Raw genomic sequence first — 24549 nt, 5'->3', positions numbered from 1 at the left:
ACGTTCGTAACGATTCTTTATTTATTGATTAGTTATCCCGTGCGCTTTTGACGCTGTCACACACGATCATCACTCAAAATTCACAAAATAGTTACTTTCTTGTGTTGACAAAATCATTCATCAAAATCGCCGAATACTGACTTCAAGTTGACAAATAAATGGAGCTCGCCAGCCATGCTGAAGCCTGCCCGGACCGACCTGCCCGCATCGGCGCCTCAGATCGCGGCTCTGGCCGAATCACTCGACGAGGCGGGAGGGCCGATCCTGTCGGAACGGCAATGGCTCTGGCTGAGCCAGCGCCTGCCGTTGGCGACCGAGAAGCGCGGCAGGCCGCCGCGCAACAACCGCATCATCATCGAGGGGATTTTCTGGGTCGCGTCGTCAGGGCAGCCCTGGCGCGACCTGCCCGGCCGCTATGGCAAATGGGGCAGTGTCTACCGGCGCTTCCAGCGCTGGTCGCGCAGCGGCGTCTTCGCCGCGCTGATGCAGCATGTCCGGCCGTTCGAGTGCGGGCCGCAAGCGGCGGACGCCGAGACGCGGCGGCTGTTCGAGCGCCTCGCCATCATCGGGCCGCTGACGCAGCGCCCGCGCAAGGCTCCCGTGCCAACGCCCTTCCGGTGAGATCGGCCAGGGGCTACACACGGCCTCCGACAGCGTCACGACCCAGGATTCCGATGCGCGCCGACGATACCCCCCTGATCCGCCTCGAGGATTACCGTCCCTCGGACTGGCTGATCGACACGGTCGATCTCGACATCAACCTGCATCCCCAGAAGACGCAGGTGCGAGCGCTGCTGGGCCTGCGACCCAACCCGGCCGGACGGCTGGGCGCGCCGCTCATTCTCGACGGCGACGAGCTCTCGCTGAGCGGGCTGAGGCTGGACGGCCTGCTGATCGACGAAAGCGCCTACAGCGCGACCGCACAGGCGCTGACGCTGCATGCGCCGCCGCAGAGGCGCTTCACGCTGACGATCGATACCCAGGTCGACCCCTCCGCCAATACGAAGCTGATGGGGCTCTATCGGTCGTCGCGGGTATATTGCACCCAATGCGAGGCCGACGGCTTCCGCCGGATCAGCTATTTCCTCGACCGTCCCGATGTCATGTCGATCTATTCCGTGCGGCTCGAGGCGGCGAAGCTCGAGGCGCCGGTGCTGCTGTCGAACGGCAATCTCGTGGCGGCCGGCGAGATGGCCGGCGGCGAGCGTCATTTCGCCGTCTGGCACGATCCGCACCCCAAGCCGGCCTATCTCTTCGCGCTCGTCGGCGGGGCGCTCGACCATGTCCGCCAGGACTATGTCACCGCCGATGGCCGCAAGGTCGAGCTCGCCGTCCATGTCGAGCCGGGCAAGGCCGGACGTGCCGGCTGGGCGATGGATTGCCTGGTGCGCTGCATGCGCTGGGACGAACGCGTCTTCGGCCGCAACTACGATCTCGACGTGTTCAACGTCGTCGCCGTCTCGGATTTCAACATGGGCGCGATGGAGAACAAGGGCCTCAATATCTTCAACGACAAATATGTGCTGGCGGACCCGCAGACGGCAACCGATGGCGATTACGCCTCGATCGAAGCGATCATCGCGCATGAGTACTTCCACAACTGGACCGGCAACCGCATCACCTGCCGCGACTGGTTCCAGCTCTGCCTGAAGGAGGGCCTGACGGTCTTCCGCGACCAGGAATTCTCCGCCGATGAGCGCTCGCGGCCGGTGAAGCGGATCGCCGATGTCCGGACGCTGCGCTCGACGCAGTTCTCCGAGGATGCGGGACCGCTCGCCCACCCCGTCCGACCGCGCGCCTACAAGGAGATCAACAACTTCTACACGCCGACCGTCTACGAGAAGGGAGCGGAGGTGATCCGCATGCTCAAGCTCCTGGTCGGCGACGATGCCTTCCGGGCTGGCATGGATCTCTATTTCGACCGCTGCGATGGCACCGCGGCGACGATCGAGGAATTCCTCGCCTGCTTCGCCGAGACCTCCGGCAAGGACCTGACGCAGTTCGCGCGCTGGTACGAGCAGGCGGGCACGCCGACGATCGTCGCCTCGGGCCGCTACGATGCCGCAGCCAGGACCTATACGCTCGACCTCGCCCAGACGACGGCGCCGACACCGGGCCAGCCCGACAAGCAGCCGGTCGTCTTGCCGGTCGCGCTCGGCCTCGTCGGCAAGGCTGGCGACCTGCCGCTGGTCACCGGCTCGGCCGCCTATGCCGGCGACGGGGTGATCGTGCTCGACCAGCCCTCGCTCAGCGTGGCGTTCAGCGATGTCGACGAGCCGCCAATTCCCTCGCTGCTGCGCGGCTTTTCGGCGCCGGCGCGGCTGGAACTCGATCTGGCGGACGCCGATCTGCTGCGGCTGTTCTCGGCCGACAGCGATTCCTTCAACCGCTGGCAGGCGCTGCAGAGCGTGGCGAGCCGGGCGCTGGTGAGCGCGGGGCGCTCGCCTGGCGGCCACAACGCCCTGATCGCGACGGCGGGCGAGCTCGCCGAAGCGCTCGCCGGCTTCCTGCGCGTCCAGGCGCCTGCCGACCCTGCCTTCGCGGCGCAGGTGCTGCGCCTGCCCGTGCCTGCCGACATCGCCCGGGAGATCGGCCGGGACGTCGATCCCGATGCGATCCACGCCGCCCATCGCAGCCTCGCAGCCGAGATCGGCCTGCGACTGCGCCCACACCTGATGGAGCTGCGCGAGCGTCTGGGCACATCGGCGGCGTATCGCCCCGATGCGGCCTCCGCCGGCCGGCGCGCGCTGCGCAATGAGGCGCTGGGGCTGATCGCACTGGCCGATCCGGAGGCCGGCGCGCGTCTCGCCGAAGCGCAGTTCGCAGCAGCCGACAATCTGACCGACCGGCTGGCCGCCTTGGCGGCGATGACCCTGGTGCCCGGCGATGCCCGCGAGGCCCTGATCGCGCGCTTCGCCAAGACCTATGCGGCCGAGCCGCTGGTTCTCGACAAATGGCTGATGGCGCAGGCGCTGATTGCCGAGGCCGGCACGCTCGACCGGGTCAAGGGCTTGATGCAGCACCCCGCCTTCTCGCTTGGCAATCCCAACCGGGTACGAGCCTTGATCGGGGGCTTCGCCGCCAACCTCACCCAGTTCAACCGGCCCGACGGAGAAGGCTATGCCTTCGTCGCCGACATGGTCGTCGCGCTCGACCGAACCAACCCGCAGGTCGCCTCGCGCCTGCTCGGTTCGTTCAAGAGCTGGCGTATGCTGGAACCCGCCCGCAAGGCGCTGGCGGAACAGAAGCTGGCCATGGTGGCGCAAACACCCGGCCTCTCCCGGGACGTCGCCGACATCGCGGAAAGGGCCCTCGCCTGAGGCTCGATTCCGTTACCTGTCCGCGAGGTTAACGTTTCATTACCCGCTCAGGATTCATCCCCCTCAGCCATGCAACCTGAAGATGAATTCGCACGACGATACTCAACTCAAGGCTAGACAAAGGGACTCACGCGGATTCTATTAAACGTGATTCGCGGGGATGCGGCACGTCTCCCGATCTGCTGACGGTAAAGTATCCGAAGGGGGACGGGCATGACGCGTGCCAACGCGAGTTGCGCAACTGTGCGCGCAGACACGATTCTGGGCGTAGCGAGATCGCTGACACATCCGCTTTATCAGCGGTTCGAGAGCCTCGAGCCGGCATTCAGAACCGTCATCCCCGGCATCGTCGCACTGTTCATCGTCCTCCTCGCGGCGGGCGCGGCGATGCAGACGACGGCCATGCGCGAAGATGCCCTGCTCGACGCTGCCGGTGAGATCGATCTGGTTTCCGCCCTGCTGGCGCGGGATCTCGACAATGGAACCCGCACGGGGGCGGTGCCCTCCACCGTGCTCGCTGCGCTGGCCTCCCGCCATCTCGCGGCCCAGGGCCGCATCGTCCATGTGAGCAGCGAAGACGGGCATCTCATCGCAAGCGAGCCGGTGATCGGACAAACGCAGCGGACGCTGGTCGATTTCCTCGGTCAGACCCAGCCATTGACGGTTTTCGGCGATCGCGCCGGCGTGATGCGGATCACGCTGCCCGGCGGCATGGAGGTCTTTGCCGCCGTCAGGAACCTCGCCGCCCCCCTCGGCCAGGTCGCCGTCATGCAGCCGGTTTCGCGGGTGCTCTCGACCTGGCAGCAGCGCCGCGGCGGCCTCGCCTTGCTCTTCGCTCTGGCCGGCGTCGCGCTCACCGCGATCACGGCAGGCTTCGTGCTGCAATCGCAGCGGGCCCGCGCCGCCGACGAGGATTGCGACTGCGTGCGCGAGCGCATCGATACGGCGCTCAACCGCGGCCATTGCGGCCTCTGGGACTGGGACCTGGCGCGCGGGCGCATCTACTGGTCGGACTCGATGTACGCGATGCTCGGCTATGACCGCACCGGCCAGTACATGTCCTTCGGCGAGGTCAGCGGCTTCATCCATCGCGACGACGTCGATCTCTACGCTTTCGCCGATGCGATCAGCCGTGGCGAGGCGACCCATCTCGACCAGGAGTTCCGCGTCCGCGACAGCGCCGGCAACTGGATCTGGCTGAAGGCCCGCGCCGAGCTCGTCACCGACCGTCGCACCCGTTCGCAGCATCTCGTCGGCATCGTCGTCGACATCTCCGAGCAGCGCCGCATGGCCGAGCGCACCGCGACCGCCGACAGCCGCCTGCGCGACGCCGTCGAGGCGATCTCCGAAGCCTTCGTACTCTGGGACGCGGACAACCGCCTCGTGCTCTGCAACGCCAAATACCAGCAGCTGCACCAGCTCACCGCCGATATGGCGCAAGGCGGCGCAACCCATGACCAGATCATGCAGCTGAGCGCGCAGCCCAACATCGACCGCAAATCGATGCGCGCACTGCACAGCATCGACGGCGCCTCGTCCTATGAGGCGCGCCTGTCCGACGGCCGCTGGCTCCAGATCAACGGCCGGCGCACCAAGGACGGCGGCTCGGTCTCGGTCGGCACCGACATCACCAAGCTGAAGCAGCAGGAAGAGCGGCTGACCCAGTCCGAGCACCAGCTCCTGATGCATGTCACCGACCTCAAGGCCTCGCGCCAGAAGCTGGAAGCGCAGGCACAGCAGCTCGCCGACATGGCCGAGCGCTATCTCGAGCAGAAGGCAGCCGCCGAAAGCGCCAACCGCGCCAAATCGGAATTCCTGGCCAATATGAGCCATGAGCTGCGCACGCCGCTGAACGCCATCATCGGCTTCTCCGAGATCATGGAGAACGGCATGTTCGGGCCGCTCGGCGAGAAGTATACCGATTATGTCCGCGATATCCGCTCCAGCGGCGGCTATCTGCTGGGGATCATCGACGACATCCTCAACATGTCGCGCATCGAATCCGGCAAGCTGCATCTGGAGAAGTCCGACATCGCGCTGACGCTCGTGATCGACGAGGCGGTCCGCAAATCGCAGGACGAGATCGACCGCAAGCGCCTCGCGCTCACCGTCGAGGGCACGCGCGACGCGCATCTCGAAGCCGACCCGCATGCGCTCTACCAGATCATCGGCAACCTGCTCGACAACGCGGTCAAGTTCACGCCGGATGACGGGCAGATCGCCATCCGCGTCCGCCAGGTGCCCGGCGCGCTGAACATCTTCGTCGAGGATACCGGCATCGGCATCCCCCGCGACAAGATCGAGCGCATCGGACGGCCCTTCGAGCAGGTCGAGGGCGACCTGACCCGCAGCTACAAGGGCTCGGGGCTGGGCCTGGCCATCGCGCGCTCGCTGACCGAGCTGCATGGCGGATCGCTGCGCCTGCGCTCCGCGATCGGCGCCGGCACCATCGTCATGGTCCACCTGCCGCTCGAGAGCGCCAGCCGCATCACCGCCAAGGCCGCATAAGCAAAGCTCGCGTCATGCTCGGGCTTGACCCGGGCATCTCATGACCAGAAACCTCCGATGCCTCATCCGGCCCGCGATTCTCGGGTCTGCGCTTCGCTCCGCCCGAGAATGACGGCTAATTCGCTCGCGCTGCCGCCAGGACACGGGTGAAAATGGCGCGCACACCGGCGCGAATCTCGTCGATTTCCGCCCTGAGCACCTTGGTATCGGGCCGCCCAAGCGCCGTCGCGATCCGGTTGAGGACGCGGACCGGCACCGCGGCGGGATCGAAGGCCTCTTCCACCGTGAAACGCTGCCAGAGCTGGACATCGCCGATCAACCGGGCGGCATGCTCCAGTGCCGCTGCATCCGCGCCCGCCAGCAAGCCGGCCTCTCGGGCAGCGGCGAAAATCGACGCCGTGTCGCGCGCCAGCAAGCCGGGATGATCGCAGGAATAGGCGAGCACCAGGAACTGGGCGAGGAAATCGAGATCAGTCAGGCCGCCAAGCGCGAGCTTGAGATCCCAGGCATTCTTCTCGCCCTTCTCCCTGGCGATCAGCGCGCGCATTTCGGCGACGGCGGCTGCGACCTTCGCCGGCTTGCGGCGGCGGGTGAGGATCGCCCGGATCGAGGCTTCGGCGCGCGCTGCCAGCTCCGCATCGCCCGCCACGACGCGAGCCCGCGTCAGCGCCATCTCCTCCCAGATCTCGGCCTCGCCGGCATGGTAGGCCTCGAAGCCGGCGAATTGGGTCGCGGCCGGGCTCTTGCCGCCGGAAGGCCGCAGCCGCATGTCGACCTGGTAGAGCGTGCCGCGCCGCGTCGGCACCGTCAGCGCCGCGACGAGGCGCTGGGTGAAGCGGACATGCCATGTCACGGGATCGAGCGGCTTGCCACCCTTGCTGGGCTCGGCATCCTCGGGCCGGTCGTAGAGCAGGACCAGGTCGAGATCGGAGGACGGCGTGAGCTCGCCTGCGCCGAGCCGGCCGAGGCCGAGCACGACGCTCTGCGCACCCTCGACGACGCCATGGTCGGCCGCGAAGGCGTCGCGCGTGTCGGCGAAGGCGACGCGCAGGCAGGCCTCGGCGACGGCGCAATAGGCCTGGGCGGCAGCTTGGGCGGAATAGACGCCGGAGAGGAGCCGCGCGCCGACCAGGAAATTCTCCTGCCGCGCCGCATCGCGCAGCCGATCGAGCCCGTCCTCGACGCTGGGCGGCGGCGAGCCGACGACGCCGCGGATGCGCCGCGTCAGCGCATCGCAATCGAGCACGGCCTGGCCGAAGGCGGGGTCTATGACACCATCGAGGACATGGGGGTGCAGCTCCGCGACCTTGGCCAGGCGCGGCGCGCTGCCGAGGATCTCGGCGAACAACGTCAGCAGCGCATCCTGCGAGCGCAGCAGGGTCAGGAGTTCGACGGCCGCCGGCATGCGCACGAAGGCGTTGTCGAGATGGGCGAGCGCGCCGTCGGGATCGGCGGTGCGGCCGAGCGCGACGAGCAAGGCCGGCGTCAGCTCCGTCAGAACCTCGCGGGCGCGCGCGCTGGTGACCGCCGAGCGGCGGCCGAAATGCCAGCCGCGCACGGTCTCAGCTGCGATCTTCGGCGTGCGGAAGCCGAGCTTCTGCAGCGTCTCCAGCGTATCGGGGTCGAGTTCGTTCCCGGTGAAGCTGAGCGTCCCGGCTTCGCTCGCCAGGCTCGGCCCCTCCTCGAACAGCAAGGCGTAATGGCCCTCGACGCGCTTGGCGTGGAACGTCAGGGCCTTGCCGAAGGCTGCCGTCGAGCGGTAGCCGCAGAAGCGTGCGAAGGCTTCCAGATCGGCGGCCTGCTTCGGCAGCGTCTGGGTCTGTTCGTCATGGCGCATCTGCAGGCGGTGCTCGATGGTCCGCAGCCACCGATAGGTCTCCGCCAATTGATCGCGCGCCTGCGGCGTGATCCAGGCCTCCTTCGTCAGTTCCCCCAGCATCTCCAGCGTCCGGGGGCCGCGCAGCGCCGGCCGCCGGCCGCCGAAAACGAGCTGCTGCGTCTGCACGAAGAACTCGATCTCGCGGATGCCGCCCCGGCCGAGCTTCACATTGTGCCCGGCAACCGCGATCGACTCCTGGCCCTTCACGGTCTGGATCTGGCGCTTCATCGCGTGGATGTCGGCGATCGCCGCGAAATCGAAGTATTTGCGCCAGATGAACGGCGCGAGATCGGCGATGAAGCGTCGGCCGAGCGCGATGTCGCCCGCGACGGGCCGCGCCTTGATCATCGCCGCGCGTTCCCAGTTCTGGCCGACGGTCTCGTAATAGGAATAGGCCGAGGGCAAGGCGACCGCGACATGGGTCGAGGCGGGGTCCGGCCTCAGGCGCAGATCGACGCGGAAGACGTAGCCGTCGGGCGTGCGCTCCTGGATGATGCGGGCGATCTGTTGGGTCAGCCGGACAAAGAAGCTCGACGGCTCGGCGACACCGGCGGCCTCCGCCACCTCCGGATCGAAGAAGACGACGATGTCGATGTCGGAGGAGTAATTCAGCTCGCCTGCGCCATGCTTGCCGAGCGCCAGCACGACGAGTCCGGAGCCCTCGCCGGGCACGGCCGGATTTGCCAGGCGGATACGGCCGAGATCGGCCGCCTGCCGGAGGACATGGTCGCTTGCGAGCCTGACCGCCATGTCGGCCATCGCGGTCAGGGCTGCCGTCACCGTTTCGACGTCCCAGACGCCGCCGATATCGGCGAGCGCGATCAACAACGCCATCGCCCGGCGGAAGCGACGCAGCAGGCGCATCAGCTCAGGCGCTTCGGTTGCAGCCGTGCCGCGCTCGGCGATATCGGCCAGGAGAGCGTCGCGATGCGCTTCGGGCGCGCTGGTCAGGCAGGCGAGCAGGCCGACAGGATCCTGGCGCATGATCTGCGTGAGGAAGGGCGCATGGGCGAGGACGCCCGCGACCAGTGCGGCCGAGCGCGGATGATCGCCCAGATGAGCCTTCAGCGCGTCCGTCGCCGCCTGGTCATGGAGGCGATCGAACAGTTCGCGCGCCAGCAGCGTCTCGATGCGGGCGCGCACTGGCAGAACCGGCGCTGCCATCAGCCTGTCACAGAGCCGCTCGGTCATCCCGCATCCCCTCAGAGGGATGGCAAGCCAACAGGGTTTGCCGATCCTGTCGAGGCAGAAAGCGGTGCGGGCGAGGCTGTGTCCACAGGCTCGGCTTCGACGGGACCGGACCCGATCGCACCCGCCTCACCGATCGGAAGCGCGATGACGACGCGCAGGCCAGGCGCATTGTCCTCCAGCCGCAGCTGCCCCCCATGGAGCCTGACGACGCCAGCGGCAAGGGAGAGGCCCAGGCCAAAGCCGGGCTTGCTGCGGCTGGCATCGAGCCGCACGAAACGGTCGAGAACGCGGCCGCGATCCCCCTCGGGGATACCGGGGCCATGATCGGCGACCGAAAGCAGAATCTCGCCATCGGTCTGTCTCGCGGCGACTGTGACAAGCGCCTGTCCGCCCTCCGCCGGCTGGCCATATTTCAACGCATTGTCGATCAGGTTCGCCAGTGCCTGCCCAATGAGTTCCCGGTTGCCTGAAACCCGCAGGCCGGGCGCGACATCGGTCACCAGCGACAGCCCGGCCTCCTCGGCCAGCGGCTCGTAGAGCTCGGCCATGCCCGACACGATCTCGGAGAGGTCCAGCACGTCCATGCTGTCCTGAATTCGGCCGGTTTCGAGCCTCGCGATCATCAGCAGCGCGTTGAAAACGCGGATCAGATTGTCGGCCTCGTCGATCGAGCCGTCGAGCGCGGTGCGCAGCTCGTCGGGCGAGGTCGCCGTGCGCAGCGCCTCCTCGGCCCGGTTGCGCAGGCGCGTCAGCGGCGTCTTCAGGTCATGGGCGATATTGTCGGAGACCTGCTGCATGCCGGCCATCAGCTCGCCGATCCGGTCCAGCATCGCGTTGAGGTTGAGCGCCAGCCGGTCGAGTTCGTCGCCGGTCCCCGAGATCGCGAGCCGGCCCTTGAGGTCGCCATCCATGATCGACTGGGCCGTGCCGGTCATGTCGTCGATGCGCTTGAGCACGCGCCGCGCCACGAACCAGCTCGCAAAACAGCCGAGCACGAAGACCAGCAGCAGCGACCAGCCCGCCGCGCGCCGTATGACGATGCCGAGCCGCTCGCGCTCCTCGACATCACGGCCGACCAGCAGGCGGAAGCCGTTGGGCAGCATGAAGATCCGCACGATGGCGCGGCTCGGCCGGTCTACGGTTTCGCTGGAGCGGGCATATTCGATCTCCGCCTCGCCCGGGCGGTCGAGCGTGCCCGGCGGCAGCGCCTCGACATTGCCGGCGATGCGCTCGCCCACCGGCGTGGTCACGAGATAAAGCGAGGCGCCCGGCGCGCCCGAGCGGCGCTCGATGACGTTGACGAGCCGCCTGATGCCGCCGAGGCGCTGCTGCTCGGCCAGGCCCTGGATCTCGGCGTCGATGGTCGAGCGGATCTGGTCGTCGAGCAGGCGCCTGGCGTTCCAGGCGACATAGCCGAGCAACACCCCGGCGAAGAGCGCGAAGACGACGAGATAGACCGCCGTGAGCTTGAACGCCGTCGTGCGGAACAGGTTCGGCAACAGGCGCTGCTTCTGCCGCGACGGGACGACGGCGGCCCCGCCCTGGCGATCAGCGAGCTGTGTCACGGACCATGTATCCCGCGCCGCGGATGGTGTGGATCATCGGATGCTCGAAGCCCTTGTCGACCTTGGCGCGCAGGCGGCTGACATGCACGTCGATGACATTGGTCTGGGGGTCGAAATGATAATCCCAGACGTTCTCCAGCAGCATGGTGCGCGTCACCACCTGGCCGGCATGCTTCATCAGATATTCGAGCAGGCGGAATTCGCGTGGCTGCAGCAGGATTTCGGTCCCACCGCGCGTGACACGGTGGGCCAGACGGTCGAGGTCGAGATCGCCGACGCGATAGGTCGTCGGTTCGGACGCAGGCGCGCCACGGCGGCGGGCGAGGACCTCGACGCGGGCGAGAAGCTCGGAAAAGGCGTAGGGCTTGGGCAGATAGTCGTCGCCGCCTGCGCGCAGGCCCTTCACGCGGTCATCGACCTGCGCCAGCGCCGACAGGATCAGCGCCGGCGTCGCGTCCTTCTGCTCGCGCAGCGAGCGGATCAGCGAAAGGCCGTCGAGGCGGGGCAGCATGCGGTCGACCACGAGCACGTCGTAGCCGCCGCCCTCGGCCATGGCGTAGCCCTCGAGCCCGTCGCCGGCATGGTCGGCGACATGGCCGGCCTCGCGGAACGCCTTGGTCAGATAGGCCGCGGCCTCGGCATCATCTTCGACGATCAGGAGTCTCATGACCCAACCCTAGTCCACAAAAGCCTGCAAAACGCAAAACGGCAGACCGGACGATACGCATCCGGCCTGCCGCGGTGAAGGCTGGTCTCCCGGCGGGGGGCGACAGGCTGCCGGAAGAACACGCGCCTTGCCTTTGATGCTGCCGACCGGGCGGTCGGCAGCATGTTCAGCGTGCCCGAACTCAGGCCGAAGGCTGCTTGCCGACCTCGAAGGTGATGTCGCGCTGCTTGCCGTCGCGCCAGACCGTGATCTTGGCCTTGGAGCCCGGCGCATATTTGGCGATCTTGCGCGAGAGGTCCTTGGCGTCCTTCACCGACTCGCCGTCGACCGCGAGGATCGTGTCGCCGCGCCGGATGCCGGCCTTGGCGGCAGGACCGTCCTTCTCGGCCGCCGCGACGAGCGCGCCGTGCTCCTCCTTCAGGCCGACCGCCGTGGCGATCTCGCCGGTGACCGGCTGGATCTGCACGCCGATGAAGCCGCGCGAGACCTTGCCGTCCTTCTTGAGGGCTGCGACGACCTGCTCGACTGTCGAGGCGGGAACCGCAAAGGCGATGCCGACATTGCCGCCCGAGGGCGAGAAGATCGCGGTGTTGACGCCCACGACTTCGCCCTTCTGGTTGAAGGTCGGGCCGCCGGAATTGCCGCGATTCACGGCCGCGTCGATCTGCAGGAAGTCGTCATAGGGTCCCGAACCGATGTCGCGGCCCTGGGCCGAGACGATGCCCGCCGTAACCGTGCCACCCAGGCCGAAGGGGTTTCCGACTGCCAGCACCCAGTCGCCGATGCGCGGCTTGCCGGGCGCGAGCTGGACGAAGGGGAAATTGCTGCCGTCCTTGACCTTCAGCAGGGCCAGATCGGTGCGCGGGTCGGTGCCGATCACCTTGGCATCGAGGGTCTTGCCGTCGTCGGTGACGAGCTGGACGGTCGAGGCCTTCTCGACGACGTGGTTGTTGGTCACCACATAGCCGTCCTGGCTGATGAAGAAGCCCGAACCCTGAGCCATGGCCTGCTGCGCCTTCGGCCGGTCGGGACGCGCGGCGCGCGGACCCTGCTGCTGCTCGAAGAAGCGTCGCAGGCCGGGCGGCAGGTCGTCGAGGCTGCCCTGATCGTCATCGGCGCTCTCGCCATCGCCCTTGAGCTTGACGCGCACGGAGACGACGGCGGGCTTCACCTTCTCGACCATGTCGGCGAAGGAGGGCAGCTGGGGTTGAACGCCGGAAAGCTGGATCGGCTGGGCGAAGGCGGGATGGTCGAGTTTCAGGGCGCCATCGGCGAGGCCGGCGGCGAGGCCGATGCCGAGGGTGGCCGCGCCGGCAAGGAGGGCGCCGCGCTTCAGGATGGAGCGTGAAGGGGTTGTGTTGGTCGTCATGACGGAACCTCGAAATCTGCGGCAGGGCCTTCCCTGCTCGTGACGAGGACCATGACGGACGGCGCGTTACGCCGGTTTCGCCCGAAGATGACGTTTTTGTAAGGTAACGATTTGCATCTGCCGGGGTCGAGGCGGCTCAGGGAGCTTCGTCGCCGAGCAGGCGCTCGACCCGGCGACGTTCATCCTCGGACAGCGGCGCCGCGCTAGCGGGTGCGGCCATCGCCCTGCCCCGCCGCCACAGGAAGCCCAGCGCTGCCAGCAGGATCAGGAAGGGCGCGCCCCAAAGCAGCGCCGTCCTGACGTCGAGCGGCGGCCGCAGCAGCACGAAGTCGCCATAGCGCGCCACGACGAAATCGCGCACCGCGCTGTCGCTGTCGCCGGCGACCAGCCGTTCGCGCACGAGCACGCGCAAATCCTTGGCGAGCGGCGCATCGGAATCGTCGATCGACTGGTTCTGGCAAACCAGGCAGCGCAGTTCCGACGAGATCGCCCGCGCCCGCTGCTCCATCGCTGGATCGGGAAGGATCTCGCCCGGCTGCACCGCCACGGCGGGCCCCGCCGTGGCGAGGCCCAGCATGACGGCGAGGACAAGCCGGCGCATGGAGGCGGGGCGCATCGCGTTCACTCCGCCGGCTGTATGGCGGCGGGGCGCGCGATCGCCCGCTTTGGCGCCGCCAGGCGGAAGCGCCGGTCTGTCAGAGAGAGCGCGCCGCCGAAGGCCATGACGATGGCGCCAATCCAAATCAGCAGGATCAGCGGCTTGTCATAGAGCCGGACCGCGATGGCGCCATTGCCCTGCGGCTCGCCTAGCGCGACATAGGCTTGGCTCAGCCCGTCGGTGCGGATGCCGGCCTCTGTCGTCGGCATCGAGCGGGCCGTGTAGACGCGCTTGGCGGCCTCAAGCGGCTGAAGCTCGCGGTTTCCGGAGAAGAGCTGGAAGCGCGCGACCTCGGCGCGGAAATTCGGCCCGCTGCGCGGCAAGACCGATTCCAGCACGATCGTGTAGCGACCGCTGGTCATCCGCTCGCCCGGCTTGAGCACGCCGATCGCCTCCGTGCTCCAGGCGGCAGCCGCGATGCCGATGACACTCAGGCCGACGCCGGCATGGGCGAGCGCGGTGCCCCAGGCCGAGCGCGGCAGGCCTTTCGCCCGCGACAGCATCGCCGACCAGCCGCTGGCGCGCGTGACGATGCGCTCGCCGAGATCGAAGGCCGCGCCCGCGACCAGGAAGACGCCCAGTCCGATGCCCAGCGGCGCCAGAACCGGACCGCCCCAGGACCAGGCGATCATGACCAGGGCGACCAGGATCGCGAGCCCGAACGCGGCGAGGTTGCGCTGCGCCGCGCCGAGCAGATCGCCGCGCTTCCAGGCGAGCGATTGGCCCAGCGGCAGGACCAGCAGCAGCGGCACCAGCACCGGCACGAAAGTCGCGTTGAAGAAGGGCGGACCGACCGAGATCTTGTCTCCGGTGAGCATCTCCAGCACGAGCGGATAGAGCGTGCCGATGAAGACGGTGGCGCAGGCGGTGGCGATGAAGACATTGTTGACGACGAGCGCGCCTTCCCGCGAGACCGGCGCGAACAGGCCGCCCTGCCGGAGCAGCGGCGCGCGCCAGGCGAAGAGCGCCAGCGAGCCGCCGACGAAGAAGACGAGGATGCCGAGGATGAAGAGACCCCGCGACGGGTCGCTGGCGAAGGAATGCACCGAGGTCAGCACGCCGGAGCGGACGATGAATGTGCCGAGCAGCGACAGCGAGAAGGTCAGGATCGCCAGCAGGATGGTCCAGACCTTCAGCGCGTCGCGCTTCTCCATCACCACGGTGGAATGGATCAGCGCCGTGCCGGCGAGCCAGGGCATCAGCGAGGCGTTCTCGACCGGATCCCAGAACCACCAGCCGCCCCAGCCGAGTTCGTAATAGGCCCAGTAGGAGCCCATCGCGATGCCCAGTGTCAGGAAGACCCAGGCCAGCAGCGTCCAGGGCCGCACGGCGCGGGCCCAGACCGCATCGATGCGGCCGTCGATCAGGGCTGCGACCGCGAAGGCATAGGTGATGGAGAAGCCGACATAGCCGACATAGAGCAGCGGCGGATGGATCGCGAGGCCGAGATCCTGCAGGATCGGGTTGAGATCCTGCCCGTCGGGCGGGGCCGGAACCAGCCGGCGGAACGGGTTCGAGGTCAGCAGGGTAAAGGCGAGGAAGGCGACCGCCACCATGCCCTGCGCGGCCAGCGTCCCCGCCCGCAGCCTGACCGGCAGGGAGCGCCGCGACATCGCCACCAGAGCGCCGAACAGCGTCAGGATCAGCACCCAGAGCAGCATCGAGCCCTCATGGTTGCCCCAGACGGAGGTCAATTTGTAGATCAGCGGCTGCGTCGAATGCGAGTTGGCGACGACGTTCTCGACCGAGAAATCGGAGCGCACATAGGAGATGACGAGCGCGCAGAAGGACAGCGCGACCAGCAGGAAGCAGGTGATCGCCGCAGCGGAGCCGACGCCGGCCAGCGCCCTGTCCTGACGCGCGACGCCCCAGAGCGGCACAAGCGCCTGCACGACGGCGACGCCAAGCGCGAGCGCCAGCGCGAAATGGCCGATCTCGACGATCATGCGCGCCTCACTGTGTGACCTGAGGCGTCGGCGCAGCCTGCGGTGCCGACGTCCCGGCGTCGGGCTGCCAATGCCCCTGCTTCTTCAGCGTGTCGGCGACCTCGCGCGGCATATAGGTCTCGTCATGCTTGGCCAGGACGGAATCGGCACGGAACTGCCCTGCCCCCTGGAACACGCCCTCGGTGACGACGCCCTGCCCCTCGCGGAAAAGGTCGGGCAGCAGCCCGTCATAGCTGACCTTGATCGCGGTGCGGCTGTCGGTGATCGAGAAGACGACACGCTGCCCGGGTCCGCGCACGACGGAGTCCTTCTCGACCAGCCCGCCGAGGCGCATGCGGGTTCCCGGCGCGACGCCCTTCTCGGCGATCTCCGTCGGCCCGTAGAAGAACACGATCGTGTCGCGCAGCGCGAACAGCACGAGGCCTGCCGCAAGGCAGAGCACGGTACCCGCGGCGCCGATCAGCACGAGCCGCCGCTGTTTTCGGGTCAGCCGTCGTTTCGGGGCCATGGCGCGGGGCTGCTCGGCTGCGGTCATGGCGCCGTCTCCTTCAGCGAGAGTTCGACCGCAAGCGCATCGAGTTCCGCGAGCGCGGCCGCATCCGTGAGGCGCTCGCGCGCCATGGCCAGAGCGTCCATGGCGGCGGTCCTGTCCCCGAGGACGACCTGCGAGCGGATCAGCCGCGTCCATTCCGGAAGCGTGCCACCGCCGGCCTTCAGGCGCTGCGCCAACCCGTCGACCATGGTGCGGATCGCGGCCTGACGGTCGGCGGGGGCCAGTGAGGTGATCGCGCTGCCTGCGGTTTCCGCTTCGAGCCGCTCGAGGCGCTGGCGCACGGCCGCACTCCAGGGCGCATCGGGTGCGGCGGTGCCGAGCAGGTCCCGCAGAGCCGTGATCGCAGCCGGCGCATCCCCGTCCTGCTCCTTGCCAATGGCGAGGAAGAAGCGGGCGCGGGCATTCTCTTGGTCGAGCTTGACGGCTTCGGCGAAGCTCTCGCGGGCCGAAGCCGTGACGACGCCGCCGGCCGCCAGCGTGCGTGCCTCGCCCAGGCCCGCCAGCGCCTCGGAATTCGGCTCGCCATGCCGGATCGCGGCAGCAAACGCGTTGGCCGCATCGTCATAGCGACCCTGACGCAGATAGACCGGCGCGATCACCGACCAGCCCTTGGCGTCCGAGGGGTTGTTGGCGAGGTGAGTCTCGATCCGCGACAACGCCAGCGCGAAATCCTGACGCGACGGATCGGCCTGCAACCGCGCCGACAAAGGCTGGTCCGGGTTTCCCGGCGAGCCATAGGCACCATAGACCAGCAGCGCCAGCAGCGGCACGCAGGAGAGAGCCAGGGCGGAGGTGGCGCGGCGGCGGCGCAACGAGGATTCAGTCTCGCCGGCCGGGTCGGTTTCATCGCCGGAGGCACGCAACAGGCGCCGAGCCGCCTCGGCGCGTGCAGCCTCTGCCTCGCCAGGCCCGATCAGCCGGCGCGCCAGATCACGGTCGATCTCGCCGAGCTGGGCCCGGTAGAGGCTCGTCGCATCGGACGCATCGGCCAGGGCGGCGACGCGGCCATGGCTGAGCGGCCAGAGCAGGGCGAAGATCGCCGCCCCCGTCATGACCGCGAAGATAATCCAGATCAGCATGGAGAGGTCTTAGCCAAAGACGGGTCCGGCTTCATGTCCGAAGATGGCGACAAAGGGTCACGCGGGCACATGGCTCAGACGGAGGGCAGGACGAGGCAGGCTCGCAGGCCACCCAACGGCGAACGCTGCAAGGACAGCTCTCCGCCGTAAAGCTTGGCGAGATCGACCACGATCGCTAGGCCCAGCCCCGAGCCAGGCGTCGCCTCGTCGAGCCGCCGGCCGCGCTTCAGGACATCGGCCAAGGCCTCCTCCGGCAGGCCTGGCCCGTCATCGTCGATCAGCAGGACGATCTGGCCGGGCTTGCCTTCTTCCGGGGCCGCCAGCGAAACCTCGACGGTCGCCTTTGCCCATTTGAAGGCGTTGTCGAGCAGGTTGCCCAGCATTTCCTCGAAATCCTGCTTCTCGCCGCGGAACCGGACGCGCGCCGGGACACTGTGGCTGCCAGCGATGCCCCTGCCCTGAGAGATCTTGGTGAAGGTGCGGATCAGGGCATCGAGCGCGGGCGCCACCTCGGTGACGCCGCCGAGCGCGCCCGAGAGCGCCGCCGCACGGGCGCGGTCGAGATAGTACTGGACCTGATCGCGCATGATCGCAGCCTGGCTCTTCACCGTCTGGGGCAGTTGCCCCTCGCCGCCATCGGCCTCGGCCTCGTTCAGCATCACGCTAAGCGGCGTCTTGAGGGCGTGGGCGAGATTGCCGACCTGGGTGCGGGCGCGGTCGAGGATCTCGTGATTGGCGTCGATGAGCTGGTTGAGTTCGCCGGCCAGGGGAGCGAGATCGGGAGGATACTGGCCGATGATGCGCGGCTTCTCGCCGGTACGCACCATGCCGACGGCGGCGCCCAGGCGCACGAGAGGACGCAGGCCGAAACGAACCTGGGCGATGGTGGAGGCGACCAAGGCCAGTCCCAGCAGGACGAAGGTCATGGTCAGCGCCAGCCGGAAGTCGCGGATATCGGCGTCGATCTCATCCGAGGGGGCGGCGACGGCGACCGTGAATCGGCCATCCTCGCCGACATCGATCTCGCGTTCGAGGATGCGTAGCGAGCGGTCGTCGGGGCCGGAAATGTAGCTTTCGCGCAGGCCCCGTGCATTGGGCGCGATCGGCTGGTCGAGAAGCTTGGGCAGTTGCCCGCCGACGAGGGAGCGCGATGCCCGGATGGTCGGCCGCTCGCCGTCGAGCCGGATGATCTGCCAGTACCAGCCCGAGAGCGGCAGGTCGAAGCGCGGCTCGCCGAGATCGCCGATCGCCTGGCGCTCCGTCTCGGGCGGGGCGGCGAGGTCGGCGATCAGCTCTTTGACATAAACGCTGAGGCGCTCGTCGAAGCCTCGCTCGGCCGAGCGGCGATAGAACGTCGTCAGGCCGAATCCGGCCAGGAGCAGCACCAGGGCGCAGCAGATCGCCGCCGAGAGGAACAGCCGCGCGCCGAGCGAATAGCGATGCGACCGGAACGGCATCTGCCGGAATCAGACCTTTTCGGGTGCAGCGGCGATGTAACCCAGGCCGCGCACGGTCTCGATGACCTCGACGCCGAGCTTCTTGCGCAGACGGCCGACGAAGACCTCGATCGTGTTGGAATCGCGGTCGAAATCCTGATCGTAGAGATGCTCGACGAGCTCGGTGCGCGAGACCACGCGGCCCTGATGATGCATCAGATAGGCCAGCAGCCGGTATTCATGCGAAGTCAGCTTGATCGGATTGCCATCGACGACGACGCGGCTCGCCCGCGTGTCGAGCCTGACGGGACCGCAGACGAGTTCGGAGGTGGCGTGACCGGCGGCGCGACGCAAAAGCGCCCGCACGCGCGCCAACAGCTCCTCGACATGGAACGGCTTGGTGACGTAGTCGTCGGCGCCGGCGTCGAAGCCCGCGACCTTGTCGCTCCAGCGGTCGCGCGCGGTCAGGATCAGCACGGGCATGATCTTGCCGGCGCGCCGCCAGCCCTGCAGCACGGAGACACCATCGACCTTCGGCAAGCCGAGATCGAGGATCACCGCGTCATAGGGCTCGGTCTCGCCCAGATACAGCCCCTCCTCGCCGTCGAAAGCCTTGTCGACGGCATAGCCGGCATTCTCAAGCGCGGTGACGATCTGGCGGTTGAGGTCCTTGTCGTCCTCGACGACGAGCAGTCTCACGGTGGGTCAGCTCCTGTTGGCGGTAGGTCGGCGGATGTCGGTCAGCGAATCGTCCCGACCTTGCCCGACTGTCCTTCAAGCGTCACGCGGGCGACTCGCCCGTCGCGCTTCAACGTCGTCACCACATAGACATAGTCATCGCCCTGCCGGCAAAGCCGGATGCGCACGACCTCGCCCGGCGCAGCCTGTCTCGCATGGCGGGAGGCCTGAGCCGGCTGGATGACGCGCCCCTCGGCGACGGCGTCGCGGGTCTCGTCGGCCGACAGGCAGGACATCGGCTCCTGACTGTCGATATGGACGATCGGCAGCGGCGTCGCCAGAAGCGTCATAGCAAAGATGGTTTCGACGGGCATCATCGACATGGACTAATCCCGCACGCGTGAACGCGCCATGAATGCTGCGTAGCGCGAGACTAAGTCAGCGCACGGGGACGCGTCCACGCCATTCATGGCCGCGCCCGACTACAACACTGAGTTGTGCGATCACGATTTCGATCTCGGGCTGCATCCCGCCGAAGTCGGCGATCTCGAGCGCCGCCGGATAGGTCCAGGCCGGGGCCGTCGTCCTGATCCGCCGCCGTTCGGTGTCGCCGTCCAGGATCGCGATTTCGTAGAGTTCCGCCTCTTCGCCGAGCGGCACCTCGGCAAGCTCCCAGGAATCGCCATCGATGCGCGTGCGCCTGATCCAGCCGATCGCGATCGCACCGTCGATCCGGCGCGCCCAGGGCCTCACCGGCGCCAGCGGCAGCAGCGCCGCCACGCTCGCAGCGGCCGTGAGATCCACCATGGACGGGTCGCCGACATCGCGCTGGATCGGACCGATGCGGTAGCGCCGCTCCTGCCCGAGATCGGCAAGGTCGTCGGTCAAGGTCACAGCCGCCCCGTCGAGAACCACGATTCGCGAGCCGCCCGGCAGGCTGCGAGTGGCTGCGGCCTCCGACCCCGCGAGGCCGCGCACCAGCCCAGACAGCCGGAAACGCTGCGGGCCGATCAGCTCGACGGTCGAGGCCGTCACGATCTCGACCTCGCCGGCCGCGTCGAGAAGCGCCAGCGCATTGGCTCCGGCGAGCGCGGCTTCAGGCGTGACCGAGGCGAGCACGCCGCCGCGCAGGCGGACATCGAGCACGGCGCGACCATCGCTGCGCCAGAGCGGCCCCGGCGCCAGCGCGCTCACAGTCTCGCCGACGATGGCGGGCGCCTCGATCAGCCGCAGCAGCTCGAACTGGCCGGCACCGTCGGCTTGCCAGACCGCGAGCGCGCCCGGCCAGGGCGAAGCAAAGGCTGCCAGCGAGAGAAGCGGCGGCGGTTGCGTCCGCACGATCGGCAGAGCGAGGGGTATGACCAGCGGGCGACCAGGCAGCGCCGGCGCGGTTCGCGGTGGGCGCGGCAGGCTGGGCACGCCGCTGCTGCGATAGATCGCCGGCTCGACGGCCCGCGCGCTCGCCTTCCGGCTTGGGCCGTCGCTGATCCGGGTCAGGCGGAAGAGGCGCTCCTGTCCATCGACCGGAACGGTGACGACATCGCCCGGTTCGAGGGCGAGGCAGCGCGGCGAGAGTTCGATCTCCAGTGTCTCGCGACCGGCCCATTCCTCCTGCAGGCGCTGGTCGGCGAGGCGCTGGCCCTCGGCCGGCCTCGTGACGATTGCCGTCTCGACGGCGACCTCGCGACGGGCGGCCCCCGCCAGCCGGCGCGAGCGAGCGGCGCTGGCGCGATAGTCCCCCTCGGCGTCGCTGAAGGCGAGGCGCAGTTCGAGCGGCAGCTCGCTCTCCTGGGCGCGCCGCAGCTCGTAGGGGCGGCCATCGCCATCGCGGACCAGGTCGTCATCGGCGAGGCCCCGCGCCACCGTGCCGGCCCGGCCATGGAAGCGCAGGCGCCCGGCGCTCATCGTCGCGTCGAAGCCGAAGGCCTGCGCAAGCGGCTCGATCGCTTGGCGCGCGGACATCGGACGATCCAGCACATAGCCGTCGAGGAAGCTGTCGACTGCGGTCTCGTCAGCTGCCGGCAAGCCGAAATCGGCCAGGATGCGGCGCAGCAGGCGATCGACCGGCGTGCCCTCGATGCGTCCATTGAGCCAATGGCCGGTGTCGTAGCTGGCGCCATCAGCCCAGATGCCCCCGAGATCGGGAAAGGCGGGGAATGGCCGCGCGTCATAGCTCCAGACGACGATGTTGGCCGGGTCGATCATGCGGATACCTGTGACCGGATGCACCGGGTTGCGACTGGCCTCGAAGCCCTCGCGCGCCGGATCGAAGCCGGAGATGATCGCCTCCAACCCGCGCGCCTGGACGAGATCGTCGCGCGCGCCGCTGGAGAAATGCGGATAGCCGCTCTCGGCCGACTTCGCGTCGGGGAAGACGTTGGGGGCATTGGCCCCCTTGTCGACGGCGGGAATCCCGATCTCGGTGAGCCAGATCGGCTTGGCGCCGGGCACGAAGCTTGTCGCGACGGTCTCCGCGCCACTGAGGCGCTCGACATGCGGATTGCTCCACCAGCCGACGAGATCCTTCTGGCGGAAGATCCAGGGCTTGCCATGGGCGCCATCCGCGATCGGCAGGCGCGTCTGGGCGAGGCGGCCGGCGGCATCGGCATAGTACCAGTCATGCGCCTCGCCGGAGTTCAGGCGGGCGCGGAGATAGGCCAGATCGCTCGGCCCGCTGGCGATGGCCGTGTCGGTATGATCGCTGGTGTCGCGCCAGTCCGACAGCGGCGGGTAGAAATCGATGCCGATCGCGCCGATGGCCGGCGAGGCCCAGAGCGGGTCGAGCGGGAAGGTCACGTCCTGCCCGCCGTTGCGAACATGGGCGCCGTATTCGGTCCAATCGGCGGCATAGGTCAGCGTGGCGGCAGGCAGCAGCGTCGCGACCTCGGCTGCGAGGCCGACGAGCCCGTCCACCATCGGATAGCCGGCCATGCCGCGCACCCGCGTCAGGCCGAGCAGTTCCGAACCGAGCACGAATCCATCAACGCCCCCTGCCGCCTGAGCCAGCATCGCATAGTGCATGACGAAGCGGCTGTAGCTCCATTCATCGGGGCTGGCGCGGGCGATCTGCTCGCCACCCGCCGACATGTCGGCGGCGGAGACCGAGCCGAGGAAGGCCGCGACCTGCGCCTGCGCGCCCGCCGTACCATCGACGCTACCGGGGCTGCCCGGCGCCGGAGTGCAGGTGATGCGGCCGCGCCAGGGATATTGCGGCTGACCTGCGCCGCCGCTCGCCGGATCGGGCAGCGCGTTGCCGGCCGGGATGTCCATCATCACGAAGGGATAGAGCACGACCTCGAGACCGTAATCGTCGCGCAGGCGACGGATCAACCTGATCACGCTTGCATCCGAGGGCGTCCCGCCGAAGGCCGGCTTGCCGCCGACCTCGCTGACGACGCGTGCGGTCGAACGATCCAACCCGGCAACGGCCCATTCCGCGCCCGTGGTCGGCTTGTGGGCGATCTCGACGCGCGGCGACAGCTTGCAGTCGCCGGCCCGGAGATCGTCGCCGAACCAGGAGACGACGAGCGAGACGCGCCGCAGGTTCGGGCAGAGCGCGATGAGGTGGCCAAGCGCGGTATCCACGTCCGAACCGCCATAGAGCTGGTGGCGGCTCAGGCTCTCGGTCACGCCCGGCTCCGGCTCATGGCTGACCGCACGCATCTCGTAGACGAACTCGCTGGCGCCCGGGATCAGGGTCACGGCGCGGATCATGCCGCCGAGGCCCTCGACGGCGCGCACGACTTCGAAGGCGAATTGCGGCACGCGATTGCCGTAATCGCCAAGCGGAAAGCGCTCGAACACGACATAGGCGAGGCCACGATAGGCCGGCGCCGCGCCGCCCTCCTTGGCGGCAATGAGCGGGTCGGCCTCCTGCCCCTCATCGCCGTCATGGACGCGCATGGTGACGGTGGTAACGTCGAGTTCGCGGCCATCGACCCAGATGCGGCGGACGAAGGCGATGCGCCCCTCGCACAGGCCGATGGCGAGATTGGCGTAGTAGCTGTAGGTGGTCTCGACCGTTTTCTGCTTCGGGCTGCCCTTGCCGCCGCTCTTGGTGCGGGTCACCGAGACCTTGATCTCCTCCTCGAAGCGCGTCGCCCAGATCAACTGTCCGCCGATGCGGGAACGACCATAGACGCGCGGAATCGCGGCGCCCTCGCTCGATGCGAGACCATCGATTTCAGTGAGGCGCGGCCCCTCGACCCTGCGCGTGCCTCCCGAGCCGCCGAGCAGCGACTGGTCGATCCGCGCGCCGGCGATGCCGCCGATGGCCTGGCCGATGACGGCGCCGATCGGGCCGCCCAGCGCCGTGCCGAGCGCGCTGCCGGCGACCTGCAGAAGAAGCGTGGCCATCAGTCGGTCACTCCAGGAAAGGAAAAGGCGTGGCTGAGATGCCGCCGCCACCACGAGGAGAACGCGACCTCGCTGACCTGCGCGCCGTCATGGGCATGCACGATGCGGTCGGGTTCGCTGAGGATGGCGCAGTGCTTGGCCGGCAAATGCGATCGCCAGCGGAACAGCAGCACGTCGCCGGGACGCTCGGCGCCACGCGCCACCGGCTGCAGATGACGCAAGGCCGCCGCAGCGAGCGTTTCGGCGCCAAGACCTTCCGGCCCGAGACTTTCGGCCCAACTCTGCGAATAGGGCGGCGGGGTTTCAGGCTCCGGGCCGTAGAGATCGCGCCAGACGCCGCGCACCAGCCCGAGGCAGTCGCAGCCGACGCCGCGCAGCGAGGCCTGGTGATGATAGGGCGTGCCGAGCCAGAACCGGGCGGCCTCGACGATATCGGCCCGCGAAACGGGAGCGGTCATCGGAACAGGCTCCCGCCATCGAGCGCGCCGTCGCCCGGCCTGACGCCGCCGATGATGAAGTCGTTACCGGGGATGTGCGGGAAGCCCCTGAAGTTGATGCTATTTCCGAATTTCGCCTGGCAGGTGGCGAAGCTCTTGTCGCAGCCGGGCGAGACGGTGAAGGCATCGCCAGGCGCGATGGGTGCCGGCGGCGCCTGCCAGAGCTGGAGCGCGACGAGGCCGCCAGCAGCACCATGCCGCTTCACCTCGGTCGAGAAGCCGACATTGCCGCCGCCGGTGAAGACGAGGCGCCCGCCGGTGAAATGCCCGTCGGCGAAAGCCGCGAGAGCAGGGGCCGTCAGCCCGAGGCGGCCATCGCTGGTCGCGACGCTGGCCGTAACCGCCACGAGCGTCACGCCACAGCGGGCATCGCCGAGATCGGCTGCGCAGGAGCGCATGTAGAGCCGGCCGCGCTCCTCGTCGAAGGCCTTGGCGAGCCCCCTCACCTCGGCGGTGAAGCCGAGATCGCCGCGCCTGATCTCGCCGACGAAGCCGGTTTCCAGCAGCAGGCGCTGGGCGATGTCGGCCCAGTTCACCAGCCAGATCGCGATACGGGCATCGTCGTAGAGCCCGCGCGCCAGATCGGCTTCGTTCAGGCCAATCGCCGCGAAGGCGCCCGAGACCTCCCCGCCGCCGATGGCGAAGCCAAGCTCGGCCGTCGTCTCGGCCGCCTCGAGCCCGGTCGTCGCCGCAAACGTGATGCCGTCGAAGGACAGAGGCCCGTCATGGTCGGTGAAGCCGAGCACGACGCCGTCGCGGCGGGTCAGGCTCCAGCAACGGCACAGCGTGGTCGCGCCCTCCTCAAGATGGGCGGCGAGTGCGGATGGGATGTCGCGCATGGGAAAGA

Annotated in this window: 17 protein-coding genes; 3 read left to right on the top strand and 14 right to left on the bottom strand. The window is 68.4% G+C overall.

Features of this window, described 5'->3' with window-relative positions:
• Positions 1 to 174: 174 nt before the first annotated feature.
• From AE618_RS29050 to AE618_RS12535, 3 genes are all read left to right on the top strand, one after another.
• A complete protein-coding gene (locus AE618_RS29050; RefSeq protein ID WP_054209399.1) occupies positions 175 to 621 on the top strand; it encodes an IS5/IS1182 family transposase in 447 nt (148 codons plus the stop codon).
• Positions 622 to 674: 53 nt separating this feature from the next.
• Positions 675 to 3320 (top strand): aminopeptidase N, encoded by a 2646-nt coding sequence (pepN, locus tag AE618_RS12540; protein ID WP_054209398.1) that lies wholly within the window; start codon positions 675 to 677, stop codon positions 3318 to 3320.
• A 213-nt stretch (positions 3321 to 3533) separates the two neighbouring features.
• The gene (locus AE618_RS12535) at positions 3534 to 5828 is read left to right on the top strand and encodes a PAS domain-containing sensor histidine kinase (RefSeq protein WP_054209397.1); all 2295 of its coding nucleotides are present in this window, start codon (positions 3534 to 3536) and stop codon (positions 5826 to 5828) included.
• A gap of 115 nt (positions 5829 to 5943) precedes the next feature.
• On the opposite strand, the gene AE618_RS12530 is transcribed toward AE618_RS12535, so the two are convergent.
• From AE618_RS12530 to AE618_RS12465, 14 genes are all read right to left on the bottom strand, one after another.
• Positions 5944 to 8898: a bifunctional [glutamine synthetase] adenylyltransferase/[glutamine synthetase]-adenylyl-L-tyrosine phosphorylase gene (locus tag AE618_RS12530; RefSeq protein ID WP_054209396.1), complete on the bottom strand. Its 2955-nt coding sequence runs from the start codon at positions 8896 to 8898 to the stop codon at positions 5944 to 5946.
• A gap of 11 nt (positions 8899 to 8909) precedes the next feature.
• Positions 8910 to 10397: a HAMP domain-containing sensor histidine kinase gene (locus tag AE618_RS12525; protein WP_248310858.1), complete on the bottom strand. Its 1488-nt coding sequence runs from the start codon at positions 10395 to 10397 to the stop codon at positions 8910 to 8912.
• Positions 10398 to 10446: 49 nt separating this feature from the next.
• Complete coding sequence (locus AE618_RS12520) at positions 10447 to 11130, bottom strand: response regulator transcription factor (RefSeq protein WP_054209395.1); 684 nt, start codon at positions 11128 to 11130, stop codon at positions 10447 to 10449.
• Positions 11131 to 11311: 181 nt separating this feature from the next.
• Complete coding sequence (locus AE618_RS12515) at positions 11312 to 12499, bottom strand: trypsin-like peptidase domain-containing protein (RefSeq protein WP_054209394.1); 1188 nt, start codon at positions 12497 to 12499, stop codon at positions 11312 to 11314.
• A gap of 136 nt (positions 12500 to 12635) precedes the next feature.
• Positions 12636 to 13100: a cytochrome c-type biogenesis protein gene (locus tag AE618_RS12510; protein ID WP_054209557.1), complete on the bottom strand. Its 465-nt coding sequence runs from the start codon at positions 13098 to 13100 to the stop codon at positions 12636 to 12638.
• 20 nt (positions 13101 to 13120) lie between these two features.
• On the bottom strand, positions 13121 to 15103 hold the full coding sequence (locus AE618_RS12505; protein WP_054209393.1) for a heme lyase CcmF/NrfE family subunit: 1983 nt from the start codon (positions 15101 to 15103) through the stop codon (positions 13121 to 13123).
• Positions 15104 to 15110: 7 nt separating this feature from the next.
• Positions 15111 to 15593 (bottom strand): cytochrome c maturation protein CcmE, encoded by a 483-nt coding sequence (gene ccmE / locus AE618_RS12500; protein WP_054209556.1) that lies wholly within the window; start codon positions 15591 to 15593, stop codon positions 15111 to 15113.
• 41 nt (positions 15594 to 15634) lie between these two features.
• Positions 15635 to 16735, bottom strand: coding sequence for a c-type cytochrome biogenesis protein CcmI (ccmI, locus tag AE618_RS12495; protein ID WP_054209392.1), 1101 nt, complete (start codon positions 16733 to 16735; stop codon positions 15635 to 15637).
• Between the two features lie 74 nt (positions 16736 to 16809).
• A complete protein-coding gene (locus AE618_RS12490; protein ID WP_054209391.1) occupies positions 16810 to 18192 on the bottom strand; it encodes an ATP-binding protein in 1383 nt (460 codons plus the stop codon).
• 9 nt (positions 18193 to 18201) lie between these two features.
• Positions 18202 to 18870, bottom strand: coding sequence for a response regulator transcription factor (locus tag AE618_RS12485; RefSeq protein WP_054209390.1), 669 nt, complete (start codon positions 18868 to 18870; stop codon positions 18202 to 18204).
• Between the two features lie 41 nt (positions 18871 to 18911).
• Positions 18912 to 19232, bottom strand: a complete 321-nt coding sequence (locus tag AE618_RS12480) for a PepSY domain-containing protein (protein WP_054209389.1) — start codon at positions 19230 to 19232, stop codon at positions 18912 to 18914.
• 55 nt (positions 19233 to 19287) lie between these two features.
• Entirely contained in the window at positions 19288 to 23205 is a 3918-nt protein-coding gene (locus tag AE618_RS12475) for a baseplate multidomain protein megatron (RefSeq protein ID WP_054209388.1), read from the bottom strand.
• Entirely contained in the window at positions 23205 to 23663 is a 459-nt protein-coding gene (locus tag AE618_RS12470; RefSeq protein WP_054209387.1) for an NlpC/P60 family protein, read from the bottom strand. Before AE618_RS12470 ends, AE618_RS12475 begins: the two co-directional genes overlap by 1 nt.
• Positions 23660 to 24541 carry a DUF2163 domain-containing protein gene (locus AE618_RS12465; protein WP_054209386.1) on the bottom strand — a complete coding sequence of 294 codons (882 nt, stop codon included), beginning with the start codon at positions 24539 to 24541 and terminating at the stop codon, positions 23660 to 23662. The genes AE618_RS12470 and AE618_RS12465 overlap by 4 nt, the downstream gene beginning before the upstream one ends.
• Positions 24542 to 24549 lie beyond the last annotated feature (8 nt).

Origin of the sequence: Allobosea vaviloviae (assembly GCF_001298265.1) — a bacterium.
GTDB classification, from domain to species: domain Bacteria; phylum Pseudomonadota; class Alphaproteobacteria; order Rhizobiales; family Beijerinckiaceae; genus Allobosea; species Allobosea vaviloviae_B.
This window is presented reverse-complemented; position numbering and strand designations above follow the sequence as displayed.